Genomic DNA, 18722 nt, shown 5'->3' on the forward strand with positions numbered 1-18722 from the left:
CGCGTCGCCGGATCAACCAGCGTCGCCGACCACCGCTTGCAGCCCACCGTCGATCAATTCGTAGCGTTGCTGCATCAGGTCGGCCAGGGCCATGCTGTGGGTCACGACGATCAACATCGCGTTTTCCTGCTTCTGCAGATCGACCAACAACCGCCCCACGGTCTCGGCGGTGTTGCGATCCAAGTTCCCCGTCGGTTCATCGGCTAGCACCAGCGTCGGTTCGCAGACCAGCGCCCGAGCAACCGCAACGCGTTCGCGCTCGCCGCCGGATAGCTCGCTCGGCAGATGCTCCAACCGTCCGCTTAGCCCCACGCGATCCAAGAGATCTTGGGCTCGCTGGACCCTCGCCGCCGACGGCTTGCCGTGAGCCAGCGACGGGACCAGCACGTTTTCGATCACCGACAACTGCGGCAGCAGATGATGCTCTTGAAAAATGAAGCCGATCCGTTGGCTGCGAAACAGCGCGATCGCTTCTTCATCCAACGCGTAGGGGTCGACATCGTCCAGCTTCACGCTGCCCGAAGTCGGCCGATCGAGCGAACCGAGGATGTGCAGCAGCGTACTTTTGCCCGAGCCGCTGGGACCGATGATCGCCGCGTTTTGCCCCGCTTCCAATTGCAGCGAAACATCCCGCAACACGACCAAGGGATCGGTCCGCGTTTCATATTGCTTACTGACCTGTTCGACAACCAACTTGCTCATGGATGACTTCTCGCGTCGCGTAGGGATTGCGTTTCGCTAGCGGCTGATTCGCGTCGCCCCAGCTCTGGCCGGCTGGCAAAATCGCAAACAGCCGATCAAGTCATCCTACCGAGAATCTGGGCCATTGCTAGACAGCTTGCTCGCCCGACCCGCTCGCTGCCGTGCAACGCCGACCGTTCGCAGCGAACCGCCGCATCACCGCGGGACGCTCAAACAACTGAAGTGATCCATCGACAGCGTCGCCAGAATCGCTTCGATCTGACTTTGCATGCTTGGATCCTGCTGCATCGCGGCCTTAAAATGCTCGGCCGCCAGCCGCGTCTTTTGATGCTCGCGATAACACTGGGCCAACAGAAAGTGATGCTCGCCAGTCGGTGCGATTTCGACAAGCTGCTGATACGCCTGCTCTTCCAGCAATCGCATCTGCAGTCGCCGGGCGGCAAATCCAACGCCTTTGTATCCGCTGATCAGTCCCGACCGCTTAGCCTGGCCATCGGGCTGCGACATCCAGAACTCCAGCGAACGCCGGTAAGCCGCCATGCTCTCTTCGGGCCGCTCCATCCGCTGGAAACAGAGCCCCTGATAATCGAGCGCCACCGGATGGAAGTTGGCTCCGCGGGTCAACGGCTCGATCCGCCGCAGCGCTTCGTCGTGGCGTTCCAATTGGACCAGCGTCGTGATCTGCTGGGCAATCTCGCCAAGCGACGTCGGCTCCGTCGCGGTTGCCAGTTGATCGATCAATTGAGTTCGCCGCTGTTGCAACTGCGGCAGCAGAGTGACAAGCGGAGTCCCGTCGATCGTTTGCGTTGGTGCCAGCTGACTCAATTGATCCGCTTGCCGCGCGGCCAACGCAATCCGCTGGTTCTGCAGCGATTCGGTCAACGCTTTCTGTAAGTCGGCGGCGACCGCGTGCGCGTAAACTGCGGGAACCAAGATCCACAGCCCCGCAAAGATCGTCCGGCGCGGCCACGCCGATAGGACGCGTTCGATATCTCCGTCGGGCGATAGTGGCTGCTCGCGGTCGCGACGGCCGCCAGCAAGATGAGCGACCAGATTCGCAAAACCAACCGAACCGCTGGCCACACACAAACCGATCGCTCCTCGAATCGCAACGAGACTCCACTCGCTGATCTCACCGCTGGGCAGGGTACTGGCGGCCCAAACCATCAGTGCGACGACGATCCCCCAGCCGCAGAACATCGCCGCGGCGCTGATCCCCAGCGAAGCAGAACGCCCGCGGCGCAGTAGTTCCAGCGCCAACGGAAGACTCAAAAACAGAGTGCACACCAAGACGTCGATTCGAGCAAAAACGAGGATCGCATCGCCGGCTGGCGTCCGCCATTGCAACAGCAGACCGACCGACGAGGCGACCGCGAGCAACGCGACCGCGTGGGGGAGTAACATTCTTGCGACAGGTTGAACCGGCGACATCATGCAGCCTCCACCGCCAGGTCCGCGCGGGATCGTTTGGGTGACTTCCAGATCAACCCGTCGAAACAATAGTGCCAAAAGGCAACGATCATGTTGACCAACAACCAGACCTCAAAGTAACCGCGTGACAACAGGTAATTGCCCACGCCGATCAGCACTACAAACGCGACCAAGAACAGCATCCACATCCCGGCCAGATAGGCGAACACGCCAGGCTGGGCATCGCCAGCACTCGCGGGTTTGCCGCGTGATTGCTGCACACTCCAAGTGACGATCGCCAGGTATTCCAGCGAATGGAATATCGCCGACGCCAAGGCGAGGCGGAGAACCAATTGACTGTCTTGCAGATGGCTGGCGTACAACATCGCGGTGAACAGCCCCATCATGCTGGCCAGATAGGCAAAGCTGGCGATGCCTGAAGCGGCTAGCGAACGCATCTGGAACAACTGTCGCAGCACGAAGTAGAGCGGGATGCCGGCGACGATCAGATCCAGCGGCGCGAAGGCATCCGATCCGGGAAAGGGTCCCTCGGTCCATCCCCAACCGGCCACACGAGCGATCACATACAACACGAATCCACGAAACAACGCCTTCTCGCCCCACGACGCTCCGTTATCGCGATGCTGCGGTTGTCGACGCTGATAGATGCGATAGATGCCGTGATGTTGAGACGAAAAGTGCCAGGCGTTCCAGATGTAATCGATCACGCCCAGACACAACAGCGTGCCGGTTCCGAATCGCAGACACAAGCAACCGGCAACGATCGCTAGCGCCAGGCCAATAAAGAGCCCTCGCCGGTCGGCGGTCTTCTTTTTGTCTAGCCCCACGAGAACCAACGTGATCCATCGATGCGGCGTGGTGATAAAGTAGATCTGCCAAAACGTGAGGCTCTGATGCGTCGTCGCGCCGCCGAAACCATCGATAAACAGGATCAACGGCCAGCAGATGTTGGCGATGAACAGCAGATCGATGAGCGGCGAGAACAGGAAACCGCTGGCCTGATCCCGCGCCGCGGGAACTGCTGCGACTCGCGATCGCACTGACATCGGGGAAAGTTCGGCGCTCAAGGCTTCACCTGCGGCGTGGAGTGTTTTGGTGCGAGAGCCTCGTGAATTCGGATCTCGTGATCATGGAACGCGATCCCCGCCGTCCATTCGGTGGCCGGCATATGACAATCGATGCAATCGCCTTGAGGACTGGCGGTGCACAATGAATCATGTCCCGATTGATGGCACTGTTGGCATTGCTGGATGTAGACGGTGCGGTCGTGCGAGACGGTGTCGTGAGGATCGTGACAGGTCGAACAGGTTAGCTTGTCGGGCGATTCGAGATAACAGCGACTGCGTTTTAAACCATACGGCTGAAAGCGAACCAGTTCGTGCGGCTGTGCCGTCGGCGAGACCGAACTCTCGTCGCGATGACACTGGGCACAGGCATCGATATAAGCTTCGGCAGATGCATACTGGACCAACGGTTTGGATTCTTCACCGCGTCCCTGATGCGCGAGCAGTGCGTGCTGCTTCCGCGGCCCGTGGCAGCGTTCGCAACCGACATTGGCGACATACAGATCGTTTTGGATCGGCAGCTGAGCCGGCGGGCCGACGGTCGTGTGACAACCAAGGCAGCTGCGAACATCACCGGCGTCCATCGGCCGACCGTAACACTGCAGCGATTTGGCTTCGTATTGATCGAACTTTTCATGTTCGGGTGTCAGCCCGATCCCGTCTCGATTGGCAAGGAACGACCAGCGCATCTCGACGCCGCGCTGAGCGTGTTGGTCGACGAAGATCGGCGTCTGCGCGTGCGTGCCCGAACCGAGCAGCCAGGTGACCGGCAGCGCTGGCAGCCCGGGATCGTCGACGTCGCGAACCATAAAGCGATTGCTGTGCGAAGTGAACTCAAACGTTTGCGGTCGCCGCGAGTCGGGGTAGGGCTGGCCTGCCAGCAGTTCGGATGCGAAGTCCGAATCGAGCATAGCGACTGCGGTCCGTGAGTGCCCCGAGCGCCGCTGCGCCGCTGCTTGCTTGGGATGACAACTGGCACACGCCGCATCGCCGGCGAAATGCTGGTCGATCATTCGCTTCCAGGCGGCCGCTTGCGGAGATTCCGGCGATGAACCGGGTGTCGACGCGGCCGCCGACGCGTCGGCGGACTCAACGGACGGAAGCGGTCTGATCGCATCGGCAACCAAAATGGCGACGACGCCAAACGCCAACAAGATTCCGATCGCCGCAGCGGCCGGAATCTTGGTCGTCGGACGAATTCGCGGCGAGGCGTTTTCACCCGCCGCTGCAACCATCCGCTTCTTTGGACTAACTTTTTCGCGTTTCAACGACTAGCCCAACGGTGCGTCTTTGATCTTCCAAGTGTCGCCATTTCGCTGCAATGTCCAGACCTGTTCGGTCTCGGTTGCATCGGAAGGCTTTTTGCTGCCACCATCTTTTCCGGTTGTGCTGTAGACACCGCCGAAAATTTTGACTGGCACGGTTGCGCTGTCACCGTCAACTGTCGCATCGCCGACAACTTGGAAGCCACGCGCTCCGTAGTCTTTGCGATTTTCGGGAGCAGCCCCGGCGACAAATGCTTTGGCAAAGCTTGCTTCATCGCCCGCGGCGTCGCCCAAGCCTTCGACTTGAGCATTCAGGTTTTGAGCATCGGTCACTTGGACCGGATCGGTTGAACCACAGCCGATCAGGACGGGAGCGACCAACAGAGCAACGATAAACAATTGGCTAACGTTTTTCATGGACCTAAAAGTGTTTAAGGGAGTTTGAGTTTTTTGGGGGGAGGATTCATTGGGCGACAACACACAACAGCGACGCGGGCGATCGTTGCCTCGCGACCGAGGTCGGCTGCTGGAATTCCAACAGCTCGCCCCGTGTGTCGTCATCGTTTCGTTGCGGATTATTCCGCGACGACTTCGCCGTTTTGGGCGGTATTCAACGGACGCCAGACGGCGACGTTGTCGATCGTTTCGGAGAAGAATCGGACCGAACCATCGGCCATCGCCGTGTTGACGCCTCCGGGATGGAAGCTTCTCGCGGCGGCATAGACGTTTTCGGTGTCGCGTTCTTCGATACATGCCAACAGCGGAAAGCGGTCGTCGGGAATCGCTTCATCGCACGCGGCGATCACGTCCCGTTCGCGCGAGTTGGGATTCAGGAAGGCACTAAAAATCGTGGCTCCCATCGCTGGCGACATCCAAACGCCGCGGATGTCGGTGCTGGAGGTTCCCGTCAGCCCGTCGCTGCCGATGATCTCGCTCAACGCCACGGTGTTGCTCAAGCCATCGATCAAGTCCTGGCTGCCCATTCCCTTGGAGTGCTGGTAGCGATCGGCTTTGGAAACAACGGGAGTGTTAAACTTTTCCTGTGTCGTGTAATAGGTTCCAAATGCACCGCGAGTGGCACTGCTCTCCCAAGAGAGCATGTTGCCCGATCCCCAACTGGCGGCATAGTTGCTCCCTTTGGCCAGAGCTTCGAGGCCGTAGCCGCCGTCGCTGAATTGCTTGGAGAGCGTCACAGCCGATGGGCATCGCGAAAACGCAGGCAACTGTTCACGTCCAAAATGGTTTGGATCCATCGATTCGCAGTGGTCGCATGGATTCTGAGTTCCGGTCGGCCGGGCGGCTTCACATTCTTCCACCAGCTCCCATAGACCGGGTTGTTCGACGTATGGCAGCAGCATCGCCAACCAGTGCCAGCCCATCTCGTTTTGGCCGTGTTGCCATCCGCCTGTTTTATAGCGATTGGCCGATTCGTCGTAGTTGACCCAACCTGGCGGCAGCGTGCCGTAGGTATCCATGTGGTTGTGCAACGCCAACCCCAGTTGCTTCATGTTGTTCTGGCACTGCATCCGCCGAGCCGCTTCGCGAGCCGCTTGGACGGCGGGCAGCAACAGCCCGACGAGGATGCCGATGATCGCGATCACGACCAGCAGTTCCACCAAGGTAAAACCAAGACGCTTGTGACTTCTGGAAGCCGAAGCTTTCTGTTGAAATCGATCCACAGTAAAGATGCTCCTGTTATGAGTTCGGATGAAAGGAAGTCGGCGCCCTAAGAAGGGTGGACAGCGCAGAAAAACGCAACAAACGTTGCGAGTGACTTCTTTCGACAGGAGCAGGCTAGAGGAAGATTGTGATGCTTACGTTGCGTTTATATTAAGAACGGGTTAACCGAAAACAGAGAGAGGCCAACAACCACGCAACGGAAGAATCGAGCGCATTCGCATCGACTTACACAAAGCTACCGGACGTTAACGCCGGTTGCACCGCAAGAAATTTCAAATAATTTTCCCGAGAGTCGACGCTGTCAGTCGCCAAAACCACCCCTTCGGAACGCACCAGCGCCCCCAAGGTTGCTTCTGTTGGAGAGTTTCCGGGAGCCTACGGACTAGGGACGCGCGGTGACGGTCAACGTCGTCTGATACTGCTTCCCCTCGCGCAGTAGCACCACAGCCACCTCTTGGCCGATAGGGGTCAGACCAACCTGATTGACTAGGTGATCATCGTCTTCGATTTCGACGCCGTTAAACATCTGGATCAGGTCGTCGCGTTGCAAGTGAGCTTCCGAGGCGGGGGAATTGGGCGTAACCTTCTTCACCAAAGCACCTCGCGGACGCCGAACGCCCAACCGACTGGCTGTCTCGGGGCCGAAGTCGGGATCCAGCGAAACCCCTAGATACGATCGCTGCAATTTGCCAACGGCGGCAAGCTGGCGAGCCACCAGCATGACCATGTTGATCGGGATCGCAAACCCGATCCCCTCGCTGCCGCCGCTGCTGCTGGCGATCGCTGTATTGAGCCCGATCACTTCGCCACGCAGATTCAACAGCGGGCCGCCGCTGTTTCCTGGGTTGATCGCCGCATCGGTTTGGAAAAAGTCCTGCAGCTCGATCCGCTCTTCCCCCAAAGTCAGGTCGCGACGCCCCTTGGCACTGATGATGCCAAAGGTGACCGAGTGGCTGAGGCCGAAGGGGCTGCCGATCGCCAGCACAAAGTCGCCGATATCGACAAGGTCGCTGTCGCCCAGTTGAGCGGCTTGCAGGTCTTCGCCGCGAATCTCCATGATCGCCACGTCGGTGCTCGGATCGCTGACGATCTTCAATGGATGCAGTTCGCGAGCATCGCTCAATCGAATCGTGACCTGCGACTCCTTCGCGCCAAAGACGACGTGCCGATTGGTGACGACATAATGGCGACCGTCGATGACCACGATCGCCCCCGAACCCGCCTCGTCGAACTCTTCGCTGCGGCCTCGCTTGGTTTCCGTCTTGCGAGCCTCGAGATGGACAACGCAGGGTTTTGCGTCGCGAGCCACATGTTTTACGACGCGGCTCATGCTCTGCAGGACCGCAATTTCAGCGGGGATATCGATCTCGGGGCGATCGTTCACCAAGCTGGCTGGCTTCAATTGCGCGAATGTCGACGACGTCAGGCCGCACGCGATTGCCAGGGCCATGATCGATCTCGAAAAGTTCATCATTCTGTTAGTCCCGAAACGCGGATACGCCGTTGGCCGAAAAAAGATCGCCTGCTGCACTGAACATCGGTATTGTGAGTGGGCCGACTTAGCCGCCGTCGGTTCAACGTGGCTGACACCTACCATCGACACAACACAAAAAAAGCGAAGCGTTTTCCGGACTGGAAACGCTTCGCTATCAATGATAATTCATGCCGCACAGGCAACTAAGCTAGCCGACGCCCCACCGGAGGCGATCACCTAAGCCACGCGAGCGTTTGACCTAGGAATCGCCGACGACCACAGCGCGTTAGACGCTATCGACTTCCGATCGGTCCCACGACCAACCACCACCAACGTCTGTTCCTTCGCTCTTCCGCTTACATTCGATGCATTCGGTGGCGTAGGGGACAATCTGCAACCGGGCGACGGGGATGACTTTGCCACAACCGTCGCAACTGCCATACGAACCGTCTCGCATCCGCAGCAGGGCATCATCGATCTGGCCCAGTTCGCGGCTCTCGACCTCAGCCAATTGACTGCTCAGTTCGTCGCGGGCTGTGTCAGAGGCGGCGTCGAGAACGTCGCCATGGCTTTGCTCCCGCAATTCGTTGAGTGAACTCAGGTCGCCCGCCAGAACTCGACGCAATGCATCCCGCCGTCGAACGAGCAATTGTCGCAACTTCAAGATAGCTTGTGTACGTGCCATATCTCTAACAGCCTCAATTCATTGATGGTTAATCTTGGATTGCCCACAGCCGTCTCGATTCCCAATGTCGATGACCGCAGTGCTGCTGCAGCTTTTGTCAGGCCTGCCCGACGGATCAGACAGCATTCGGCGGGCTTAGGTTCCTATATAAGGTCCGGTGAATTTCCCGCAGGCAATCTAAACTATAGTGCGCATTCCGAATTTGAAGCGGCGAGGAAACGAAATTCCTCGTTGTTCACGCCGCCTGGCAATTCGCAAGTCGTTCACTGGATGACACTTGCGATCGCGATCGGGCGACCATGAAGGTTCCCGATCGAGCGGTTTTTGCATAGGACAGTTTGAATTCCTTGCTATCACCTTCCCCACCATAGCGGTATCTAGCACCAGAACTCCCGATCGGTCCCCCAATCCCCTCGATTGTGGAAATGCTAGCTCGACTAATCGGAGTTTTTAGACCAAATGGAGCTTGAGAAATCCAAGGAAAGTCGGATCGATCTGGTTTGGAGGAATGTGCGAGCGTTATCGTTCCGATAGAAGAGATGACGGGATAATCCCCCATTGAAGGAATCAATCGGAAGGCAACGACGTGTCCGCACCAGCTAACACCCAAAAGCCAACACAAAATCAAGGCCCCGAGGGTCCTCGTACCGAGGACTATCTGGAGTTCCAGGTCGACCGCGTCGGACACCCCCGCCGTCGGCTGCGTCTGAGCGGTCAAAGCTATACGTTCGGCTCCGGGGAAGGGTGCTCGGTCCGCTTGGAGGACCCATCGCTGCGGAAAACCCACGCGATCTTGATCCGCCAACAGGACCGCTTGCTGATCCGCGGCTACGGGATCGCGATCCTTGTCAACGGGATCCGCGTCACCGAAGCCTGGCTCGAAGAACGCGATAACGTCCAACTGGGCGACTATACCCTGACCCTTCTCCAGGGGGTTCCAAAGTCGAACAACCCGTCGGCCCCGTCGCCGCAACCGACGACCGCGCCCGCGGAGAAGCTGCATTCGCCCTTTGCCGAAACCGCTCGCCACTTCATCAGCCCACAGCGCGAAGCGGCTGAATCCCGACCATTGTCGCGGAGCCACCGCAAGGACGATTCGACCGGATCGAGCCGCCTGTCGTTTGCCGACGGGATGCGAATGGTCTCCAAGCCCTCGGTCCAATTCGACGTCGAAGACTACTTCAGCCGCTCGACGCCGCTCGCCTCGCCGCGGCCTCAACCCGCCGCGGAACCGCGCGGGATCGATCCTCGCGAAGCCGCTCGGCTGCAGAAACTCGAGGAGATGCAACGGCAGTCGGCTCGGAATGCTGAAGCCGCAATCGCATCGAGCGCAGCCTCGACGCACGCCGTCGAAACCCTAGCCGACAAACTCGATTCGCTGTTCGAACAACTGGCCGACAATTCGGAGCGGCAGCGTTCCGATGCGCTGCAACAACAGCTCGAATCGGCCAACGAAAAACACGCCAAGCAATTGGAAGCGTTTGTTCAATTGACCGATCGCGTGAGCGTTTTGGAAACCGCGGTCGACCGAGCTAACCGCGAGGCTCGCCAACACCGCGAGAAACACGAACAAGCGCTGCAGCGAATCCATCAGCTGGAAGCGCAGTTGAGCGAAACGATCACCGCGCACAGCGAGCGGCAGGCCAGCTGGGAACAAGAAACCGAGGGTCTACGAAAGGCGATCGACGACCTGAACCGCCAGCTGTCGATCGCTCAAGAAGAACTCGCCCAACAACAGAAGACGGCGCTCTCATGGCGTAAGCAGTTGGACGATGCTCACACCAAGGCCGACAAAACCTCCGCTGAACATGCCGCCGCGATCGCAGCGCAGATCCAGCGACAAGAGGAACTGGCCGCCGAACACGCCCGCGCCGTCGACGAACTGTCGAAGCAACACGCACTGCAAAACGAAGCGTTGATCGCCGAACATCAACAGACGGTCGACGACCTCCGCAGCGAACAGGAACAACTGAAAGCGAACCTCGCCGAGGAGCTGGCTGAACGCGAAGCGGCGATGGCACGCGAACAGGCAGAACACCAACAGACGCTGGCGTTCCACGCTGAACAAAACGAAGCGGCTGCGGCGAAGATCGCCAACCTCGAAAACGAACTCGCCGATTCGGTAGCCAATCACAAGAACCATCAACTGGTTTGGGAAGCCGAAGCGAAAGAGCTCAACGCGGCGATCGAACAGATCAGCTGTCAGTTGGCGATCGCAGAAAACAAGTTCAACGACCAACGCGAACGCGCCGAACAACTGCAGGGAGAACTCGCCAGCGTCGAATCGGCTCAAGCTGATTCCGATGCCGACGCGACTCAGCGGACCGCCGAATTGCACCAAGAGCTGCAGGATGCGCAAGATCGCTTGGCAGCGTTGCGAGTCGAGCAGGCGGCGCGACAGAGTTCTTGGCAGCTGGAACGCGAGGAACTCGAATACAAGATCTCACACCAAGCTGCGGAACTTTCGCAGTTCACGGCGCTCCGTCCGGCGGTCAATCCGCAGGAAGAAGCAACCGTTGCCAATCGCTTGGCGGCGCGGCTGCAAGCCGAGGTCAATCGGCTGCACCAAGACCAGCCCAGCGAAGGCGTCGATCAAACGCAACAGCTGGCTCAATCGACGGAAACACAGCCCGAAACCGATCCCGCTCCGTTTGCGGCGACCGATGCCAGCGACGATCTCCAATCGGACGCCTCGGCAGCGGAAAACCTGCACGACGAACAACCAAGCTCCGACGCACCAGCGTTCCAGATCGGCGAAACCGACGTCGAGCCCGAGGGGCAGTTCGACGCAGGCGATGCCGATGAAGAGCCCAGCGCTCCGGCGGTCTTGTGGAGCAACGACGACCTCACGCCCGAGGATACTTACGACGACGCGTTCCCAATCCCGTCGCCCCAAGCGTTCACCGACACCACGACAAACACCGACACGCAACCGAGCGTCGACTGGGCAGACGACGCTCAATCGATGGCGCAAAGCGATGCCCAGTCGGAAGCCTGGAACGACGACTCCGACGAACCGGACATCTCCAGCACCTGCGTCATGCCACCGTCGCAGCAGCCCGGCGGCGAGGCGAGCCTTCCGCCCGCGAACGACGGAGCATTCGGACTCGTACCACCGGCGTCCGAATCGACCGACGACGTGTACAGCAATGAATACCGCGAAACCGACGGTTCGGATGCCGACGAAACGGTTTCCGAAAACTCGTTCGGCAGCTACGACGAAGCGGGTTGGGACGACGGAGCCAACGGCTTGGTCATCGATTCGTCAAGCGAAGACGAAGTCTCACCGTGGGGCGAGAACGACGACGAAGCGCTCAGCGGATTAGCGGCGGAGATGATCGGAGAGTTCAATCGCGACGATCCGCAAGCTGGGTCGTTCGCCGACCTTTCGGAATCGAGCACCTACGATCCGACATCGATGGATTTGGATGAATCGATGTCGATGGGCTTCTCATTCCCGATCGACGCGAAACACGCCGATGCGGAGGACTCCGACCAAGCAGAGCAGAGCGATCCGATCGCCCAAGCGTTCCCGAGCATCGCGGCCCCCAGCGACCTCGACGCCTCGGACGACCAGGACGACGAAGCCGCGTACACCCAGGTTATGCCCGAGGGTGGATTCGGCAGCATGGTGCCGCCAGAAGAACCCGCTAGCGACGACTACGACCACACGTCACAGTCGCACGACGAACCGGTCGATTCTCACCAGGTCGCCAGCGAACCGGAAGCGGAATACCACAATCCGCAAGAAGAGTCGCAGGAGGAGGAATCCTATTACGGCGCGTACGCCGACGAGGATTCGGACGACGGCGCTTCGGCGATCGTTTCCCCTGTGCCACAAGAACTGCCGCGCCGCGATGTCCCGCAGCACGAACCGGCACCAAGCGAAAGCGCACTCGTTTCGCCCGCCAGCGATCACCATGGCGACGACGCCGACGAGGATTCGATCGAAGCTTACATGAACCGCCTGCTGAAGCGGATGCATGGCGGAGCCGATGAACCCGAACCCGAAGCACCGCCGCAGCCACAACCCGCCGCGAGCCAACCGACTCAAGCCGTCGCCGCTACGCCTATCGAAGCGACGATGGTCGAAGAGGCTCCACAGGACGTGATGCACGAATCGGAATACGTACCTCGCAGTTCGGCTCCCGAACATTCGGGCAACCTGTCGGCGATGCGAGAACTGGCCAACAGTTCGGCGCGACAAGCGATCGCCAAAAGTGTTCGCAATCGGCAACGCAGCCAAGCGATGCTGAAGCTGTTCCTGTCGGGGGCGTTCATCATGGGCAGCGGCACATTCGCCGTCCTCGCTCAGCGTCAATTGATGCCCTACAGCTTGGCAGCCGGCGCGTGTGTGCTGCTGGCAGTCTACTGGGGACTCAGCGGCCTCAAACTGCTGAAGGGAAGCGGTCCAACTTCTGACCGAGAGCCTTCCCCTGTGCAGAGGCAGGCCGCACCGGCGGTTGTCGATGAACAACCGACCACTAGCGTCGACCAGTAACGCCGCCTGTTAATCCAGCGGCTATCTAACGAATCCCCGATGCGGCGGTCGCCGAACCGCTGCCGGTGGTCGGGATTGTTAATATCCCGTGTTATCTGCCTGTTTTTATCGTCCGTTCTCAAGAAGAACCGTTGACGAATCGGGATTCTGTCGATTAGGTTGCATCAAAGGAATTCAAGCTACGGCAACCTTAAATTAGAGCAGCTAATACTACAGCCCAGCTAATAACACGAGATAAACCTCCGTACATGCAGATCCGAGCACTCCGAGTTTTTTGCGACATCGCCAGCCAACGCAGTTTTTCGCGTGCGGCTGCGGCGCATGGCATGACTCAGAGTGCGGCCAGCCAGATCGTCCATCATCTGGAACAGGATCTGTCGGTCCAGTTGATCGATCGCTCCAAGCGTCCGCTGGTCTTAACCGCCGCCGGACAGCTCTATTTCGAGGGGCTGCAGCGGGTTTTGTTCGATCTCCACACGCTCGACCAGGAAGTTCGTTCGTTTGGCAAACGACTGGCTGGTCAGGTCGCGGTCGCTTCGATCTATTCGGTCGGGCTCAGCTATATGCCCTCGGCCAAGTCGGAATTCGCTGAACGGCACCCCGACGTCGACCTTCATATCGAATTTGTGATCCCCGAACGGGTCCACGAATCGGTGATGGAAGGGACCGCCGACCTGGGACTGATCTCGTATCCCAAGAGCACGCGGACGCTGAACTGCGTCACCTGGCAGCGCGAGCCGATGAAGTTGATCAGCGCTCCGGACCATCCTTTCGCCAATCGCCGCGAGGTCCGCCTGGCGGAACTCGACGGCCAATTGATGATGGGTTTCGATCCATCTTTGAAGGTCCAGCGCGAGATCGCCGCCTATCTAACACGAAACGGTATCCGGCCCAAATTTGATACCGGCTTCGATAATATCGATTCTTTAATCCGGGCCATTCAATTGAACAGCGGGATCGGGATTCTGCCCGAGCCCGCGATCCGACGCGAGGTCGCCAACGATTCACTCCGTGTGATTCAGTGCCCCGACCTCGAAATCACTCGCCCACTTGGCATCATCTGGCGTCGCGGAGCCCGACTCGGGCCGGCAGCGTTGGAATTTGGTGCTCTTCTGTTGGGTCGTCCTCTAAAACCGGACGAATCGAGTGCTGAACTTCGCCGCCGTGCCGACGCTGAATCGAAACAACCGGCCTCCTCGGCCGCGTCCTAGGCCAGCGCGGGAACCTCTCGGCTCCCGCTACCGCCTCTGCACGAAGGATCGCTGCAGATCGTTGCTCCACGGACGGCGGCACCGAACGTAACCGTTACACGTAAATATGAAAGTTAGCCCTATGAATACCGACTTCCACTTTCCGCCAAAGCAGGGACTCTACGACCCCGCACATGAGAAAGACAGTTGCGGTGTTGGCTTTGTGGCGCACATCAAAGGCCAACCCAGCCACCAGATCGTATTGGACGCCGACACGATCCTGAAGAACATGGATCACCGCGGCGCCTGCGGTTGCGAAACCAATACCGGCGACGGATCGGGAATCATGATGGGCTTGCCCCACCGCTTCCTGGCTCGCGTGGCCAAAGCTGAATTTGGCGCAACGCTTCCCGAACCGGGTCGCTTCGCCGCCGGTTTGGTCTTCCTGCCGCAAGACGACGCCGAACGAGCGCACTGCAAGCAGGAGATCGAAAAGCTGATCACCGAAGCGGGACAGACCCTCGTCGGTTGGCGCAACGTTCCTCAAAACACCGATGCCGCCGACGTTGGCCCCACCGCCCGCAAGAGCGAACCGAACATCGAACAGCTGTTTGTCGCTGCGGCCGACGGTATCGAAGGCGACGCGTTCGAACGCAAACTGTACAGCATCCGCAAGCGTGCCAGCCATCAACTGCGTGGCAGCCAGACATTGGCGCAAGCGAAGATGTTCTATATCTGCTCGCTCTCGACCAAGGTCATCATCTACAAGGGCATGCTGACACCGGCACAGTTGCTGCCGTATTATCCCGACCTCACCGATCCCGACTTTGAAACCCATCTGGCGATGGTTCACAGCCGGTTCTCGACAAACACCTTCCCTAGCTGGGATCGCGCCCAACCGCTGCGATTCATGAGCCACAACGGTGAGATCAACACGGTCCGCGGTAACAAGAACTGGATGGCGGCTCGCGAGGGAACCGCTCGCAGCGAAGCCTTCGGCGACGAACTGCAAAGTCTGTTCCCCGTCGTCGAACCCGAGTGCAGCGATTCGGGCACGTTCGACAACGTGTTAGAGTTCCTGTTGATGAACGGCCGCACGCTGCAAGAAGCTGTCATGATGATGGTTCCCGAAGCGTGGCAGAAGCACGACACGATGCCCGAAGAGAAGCGTGCCTTCTACGAATACTTCAGCGGCATGATGGAACCGTGGGACGGCCCCGCGTCGATCGCCTTCACCGACGGTCATTACATCGGTGCGGTTCTCGACCGCAACGGTCTGCGTCCTAGCCGCTATTACATCACGACCGATGATCGCGTGATCATGGCCAGTGAAGTCGGCGTTTTGCCAGTCGATCCGGCGATCGTCAAAGAGAAGGGACGCCTGCAACCTGGCAAGATGTTCCTTGTCGATTTCGAAGACGGCCGCGTGATCGCCGACGAGGAATTGAAGACCGAGTTCGCCAAGCGAGCTCCGTACGGCAAGTGGCTCAAAAACCAACGCATCCAGTTGTCGGACCTGCACCCCGAAGAAGAACCACACGGTTTCGACGCCGACACCTTGCTGCAGCGGATGCAAGCGTTTGGTTACACCATCGAAACGATGCAGTTCATGCTGCGTCCGCTGGTCACCGAACTCCGCGATCCCGTCGGATCGATGGGGAACGATTCCGCCTTGGCCTGTCTGAGCGACAAGCCGCGGATGATCTATGACTACTTCAAGCAGTTGTTTGCTCAGGTGACCAACCCCGCGATCGATTCGATCCGCGAAGAGATCATCATGTCGCTGGAGTGTTACATCGGCCCCGAGCAGAACCTGCTCGAAGCGACCGAAGAGCACTGCCATCGCCTGCTGATTCCGCACCCGATCCTGACCAATGAAGAATTGGCGGCTCTGAAGCACCTGGACCATCGCGGCTGGAAATCGCAAACGATCGACATCACCTTCGATCGCTCCGAGGGAACCGATGGCCTCCGCAACGCACTGCTGCGAATCGCTGCCGAAGCCGAAGCGGCTGTCGACGCCGGCTTCTCGATCGTCGTTCTTACCGACCGCGCGGTCAGCCACGACCGCGTTCCTGTCAGTTCGCTGTTGGCCGCCGGTGCGGTTCACCAACACTTGGTCCGCAAGGCCAAGCGAACCCAGATCGGCGTCGTCGTCGAATCGGGCGAAGCTCGCGAAGTCCATCACCACTGCCTGCTGATCGGCTACGGTGCCGACGCGATCAACCCTTACCTGGCCTTCGAATCGCTGTGGCAATCGCGTCGCGACGGCTTGCTCAGCAACAAGCTGGACGACGACGACAAGATCGTTGCTGCCTACCGCAAGGGCGTCGCCAAGGGAATGCTGAAGGTGATGGCCAAGATGGGCATCAGCACGCTGCAAAGTTACAAGGGTGCTCAGATCTTCGAAGCGATCGGCCTGAATCACGAGGTCATCGACCTCTGCTTCACCAACACGGCCAGCCGCATCGAAGGCGTCGATTTCAAACTGGTCGCCGAAGAGACGCTGCGTCGTCACCACCTGGGATACCCCGACGTCAAATCGGCTCAGCTGCCACAGCTGCCCAACGTCGGTGAATTCCACTGGCGTGCCGAAGGCGAAAAGCACGCTTGGGCTCCCGAATCGATCGCGTCGCTGCAAGCTGCCGCTCGGACCGGCAACAAGGACGCGTATTGGAAGTTCGCCAACTTCATCAACCACGACAACAAGACTCGCTGGACGCTGCGTGGCCTGCTCGACTTCAACGAGGGCGGTGCAGGTCCCGAGGTGCCGTTGGATGAAGTTCAGCCCGCGTCAGAGATCGTCAAGCGATTCTGCACCGGGGCGATGAGCTTTGGTTCGATCAGCGCCGAATCGCACGAGACGCTTGCCGTGGCGATGAATCGCTTGGGCGGTAAGAGCAACACCGGCGAAGGTGGCGAAGATCCGCTGCGGTTCCTGCCACTGGCCAACGGCGACAGCAAGCGTTCGGCGATCAAGCAGGTCGCCAGCGGACGCTTTGGCGTGACGATCGAATATCTTGCCAACGCGGATGAGATTCAGATCAAGATCAGCCAAGGTGCCAAGCCGGGCGAAGGTGGCGAACTGCCGGGTAAGAAGGTCGACCAGAACATCGCCCGGATTCGTTACAGCACGCCGGGTGTTGGTTTGATCAGCCCGCCGCCGCACCACGATATCTATTCGATCGAGGATCTGTCGCAACTGATCCACGACCTGAAGAACAGCAATCCCGCGGCGCGGATCAGCGTCAAGCTGGTCAGCGAAGTTGGTGTTGGCGTGGTCGCTTCGGGCGTGGCGAAAGCACACGCCGATCACATCCTGATCTCGGGCGATTCGGGCGGTACCGGTGCCTCGCCGCTGACCAGCATCAAGCATGCCGGTCTGCCATGGGAATTGGGCATTGCCGAAACCCATCAGGTTCTGGTTCTGAACAACCTCCGCAGCCGCGTGGTTCTGCAAACCGATGGTGGTCTGAAGACCGGCCGCGATGTCGTCATCGCCGCGTTGTTGGGAGCTGAAGAGTTCGGCTTCTCGACCGCGCCGCTGATCGCGTTGGGCTGCATCATGATGCGTAAATGTCACTTGAACACCTGCCCAGTCGGCATCGCGACGCAAGATCCCGATCTGCGAAAGAAGTTCGCTGGCAAGCCGGAACATGTGGTCAATTACCTGTTCATGGTCGCCGAGGACGCACGTCAATTGATGGCCAAACTCGGCTTCCGATCGATCGACGAAATGGTCGGCCGCAGCGACGTGTTGAAGACCGACGATGCGATCCGCCACTGGAAGTCCGACGGATTGGACCTGACTCCGATCCTACACCCAGCGACCAAGATGCACGCCGACGTCGAAACGCGTTGCACCATCGCTCAGGATCACGGACTCGAGCACGCCTTGGACAATACCGTCATCTTGCCTCAGGCGATGAAGACGCTGGAGACCAAGGAACCTGTCGTGATCGAATCGCCGATCGTGAACATCAACCGAACCGTCGGCACGATCCTCAGCCACGAGGTCGCCAAGCGGTACGGCCAAACGGGTCTTCCCGAAGACACGATCCACATCAAGTTGACCGGTTCGGCCGGACAGAGCTTGGGAGCGTGGCTGGCCAAGGGAATCACGATCGAACTCGATGGCGACGCCAACGATTTCGTCGGCAAGGGCCTCTCGGGCGGTCGGATCGTGATCTACCCACCGAAGGTCAGTTCGTTCACCGCCGAAGACAACATCCTGGTCGGCAACGTCTGCCTGTATGGTGCCACGATGGGCGAAGCCTTCTTCCGCGGTCGGGCTGCCGAACGCTTCTCGGTTCGCAACAGTGGTGCCAACACCGTCATCGAAGGTGTCGGCGATCACGGCTGTGAATACATGACCGGCGGTCGCGTGGTGATCCTCGGTGCCACCGGACGCAACTTTGCTGCCGGCATGTCGGGCGGTATCGCCTACATCTGGGACAAGGCGGGCGACTTCAGCCTGAACTGCAACCTGGGAACGGTAGAACTCGAGAAGATCGAAACCGAAGCGGAACAGGACGAGGTCAAGGAATTGATCGAGAAGCATGTTCGCTACACGGGCAGCACGGTCGGGCAGGAAGCCCTGGACGATTGGGACACCTTCGTGAAGCAGTGTGTCAAAGTTATGCCAACCGATTACAAGCGTGTCTTGCAAGAACTGGCCGAAGCAAACCAGACGGTCAACGTCTAGTCACAGCCAAGCAACACGTGGACGC

Annotated in this window: 11 protein-coding genes; 3 read left to right on the forward strand and 8 right to left on the reverse strand. The window is 59.3% G+C overall.

Annotated features, from left to right (window positions below):
- Window positions 1-12: 12 nt before the first annotated feature.
- The 8 genes from CA51_RS23895 to CA51_RS23930 all read right to left on the reverse strand — a co-directional run bounded on the left by CA51_RS23895 (window position 13) and on the right by CA51_RS23930 (window position 8301).
- Complete coding sequence (locus tag CA51_RS23895; protein ID WP_145123640.1) at window positions 13-702, reverse strand: ABC transporter ATP-binding protein; 690 nt, start codon at window positions 700-702, stop codon at window positions 13-15.
- 195 nt (window positions 703-897) lie between these two features.
- The gene (locus CA51_RS23900) at window positions 898-2106 is read right to left on the reverse strand and encodes a tetratricopeptide repeat protein (protein ID WP_145123641.1); all 1209 of its coding nucleotides are present in this window, start codon (window positions 2104-2106) and stop codon (window positions 898-900) included.
- A 26-nt stretch (window positions 2107-2132) separates the two neighbouring features.
- Entirely contained in the window at window positions 2133-3179 is a 1047-nt protein-coding gene (locus tag CA51_RS23905) for a hypothetical protein (RefSeq protein ID WP_145123642.1), read from the reverse strand.
- Between the two features lie 17 nt (window positions 3180-3196).
- Entirely contained in the window at window positions 3197-4465 is a 1269-nt protein-coding gene (locus CA51_RS23910; RefSeq protein ID WP_231745870.1) for a multiheme c-type cytochrome, read from the reverse strand.
- 3 nt (window positions 4466-4468) lie between these two features.
- On the reverse strand, window positions 4469-4879 hold the full coding sequence (locus CA51_RS23915) for a hypothetical protein (RefSeq protein ID WP_145123643.1): 411 nt from the start codon (window positions 4877-4879) through the stop codon (window positions 4469-4471).
- 158 nt (window positions 4880-5037) lie between these two features.
- Entirely contained in the window at window positions 5038-6141 is a 1104-nt protein-coding gene (locus CA51_RS23920) for a DUF1559 family PulG-like putative transporter (protein ID WP_145123644.1), read from the reverse strand.
- A gap of 383 nt (window positions 6142-6524) precedes the next feature.
- On the reverse strand, window positions 6525-7592 hold the full coding sequence (locus tag CA51_RS23925; RefSeq protein ID WP_231745871.1) for a S1C family serine protease: 1068 nt from the start codon (window positions 7590-7592) through the stop codon (window positions 6525-6527).
- 310 nt (window positions 7593-7902) lie between these two features.
- The gene (locus CA51_RS23930) at window positions 7903-8301 is read right to left on the reverse strand and encodes a TraR/DksA family transcriptional regulator (protein ID WP_145123646.1); all 399 of its coding nucleotides are present in this window, start codon (window positions 8299-8301) and stop codon (window positions 7903-7905) included.
- 586 nt (window positions 8302-8887) lie between these two features.
- Here CA51_RS23930 and CA51_RS23935 point away from each other — a divergent pair.
- The 3 genes from CA51_RS23935 to gltB all read left to right on the forward strand — a co-directional run bounded on the left by CA51_RS23935 (window position 8888) and on the right by gltB (window position 18697).
- Window positions 8888-12802 (forward strand): FHA domain-containing protein, encoded by a 3915-nt coding sequence (locus tag CA51_RS23935; RefSeq protein WP_145123647.1) that lies wholly within the window; start codon window positions 8888-8890, stop codon window positions 12800-12802.
- Window positions 12803-13050: 248 nt separating this feature from the next.
- Complete coding sequence (locus CA51_RS23940) at window positions 13051-14013, forward strand: LysR family transcriptional regulator (RefSeq protein ID WP_145123648.1); 963 nt, start codon at window positions 13051-13053, stop codon at window positions 14011-14013.
- Window positions 14014-14134: 121 nt separating this feature from the next.
- Entirely contained in the window at window positions 14135-18697 is a 4563-nt protein-coding gene (gltB, locus tag CA51_RS23945) for a glutamate synthase large subunit (RefSeq protein ID WP_145123649.1), read from the forward strand.
- The last annotated feature ends 25 nt before the right edge of the window (window positions 18698-18722 follow it).

Source organism: Rosistilla oblonga (assembly GCF_007751715.1).
Classification (GTDB): Bacteria; Planctomycetota; Planctomycetia; order Pirellulales; family Pirellulaceae; genus Rosistilla; species Rosistilla oblonga.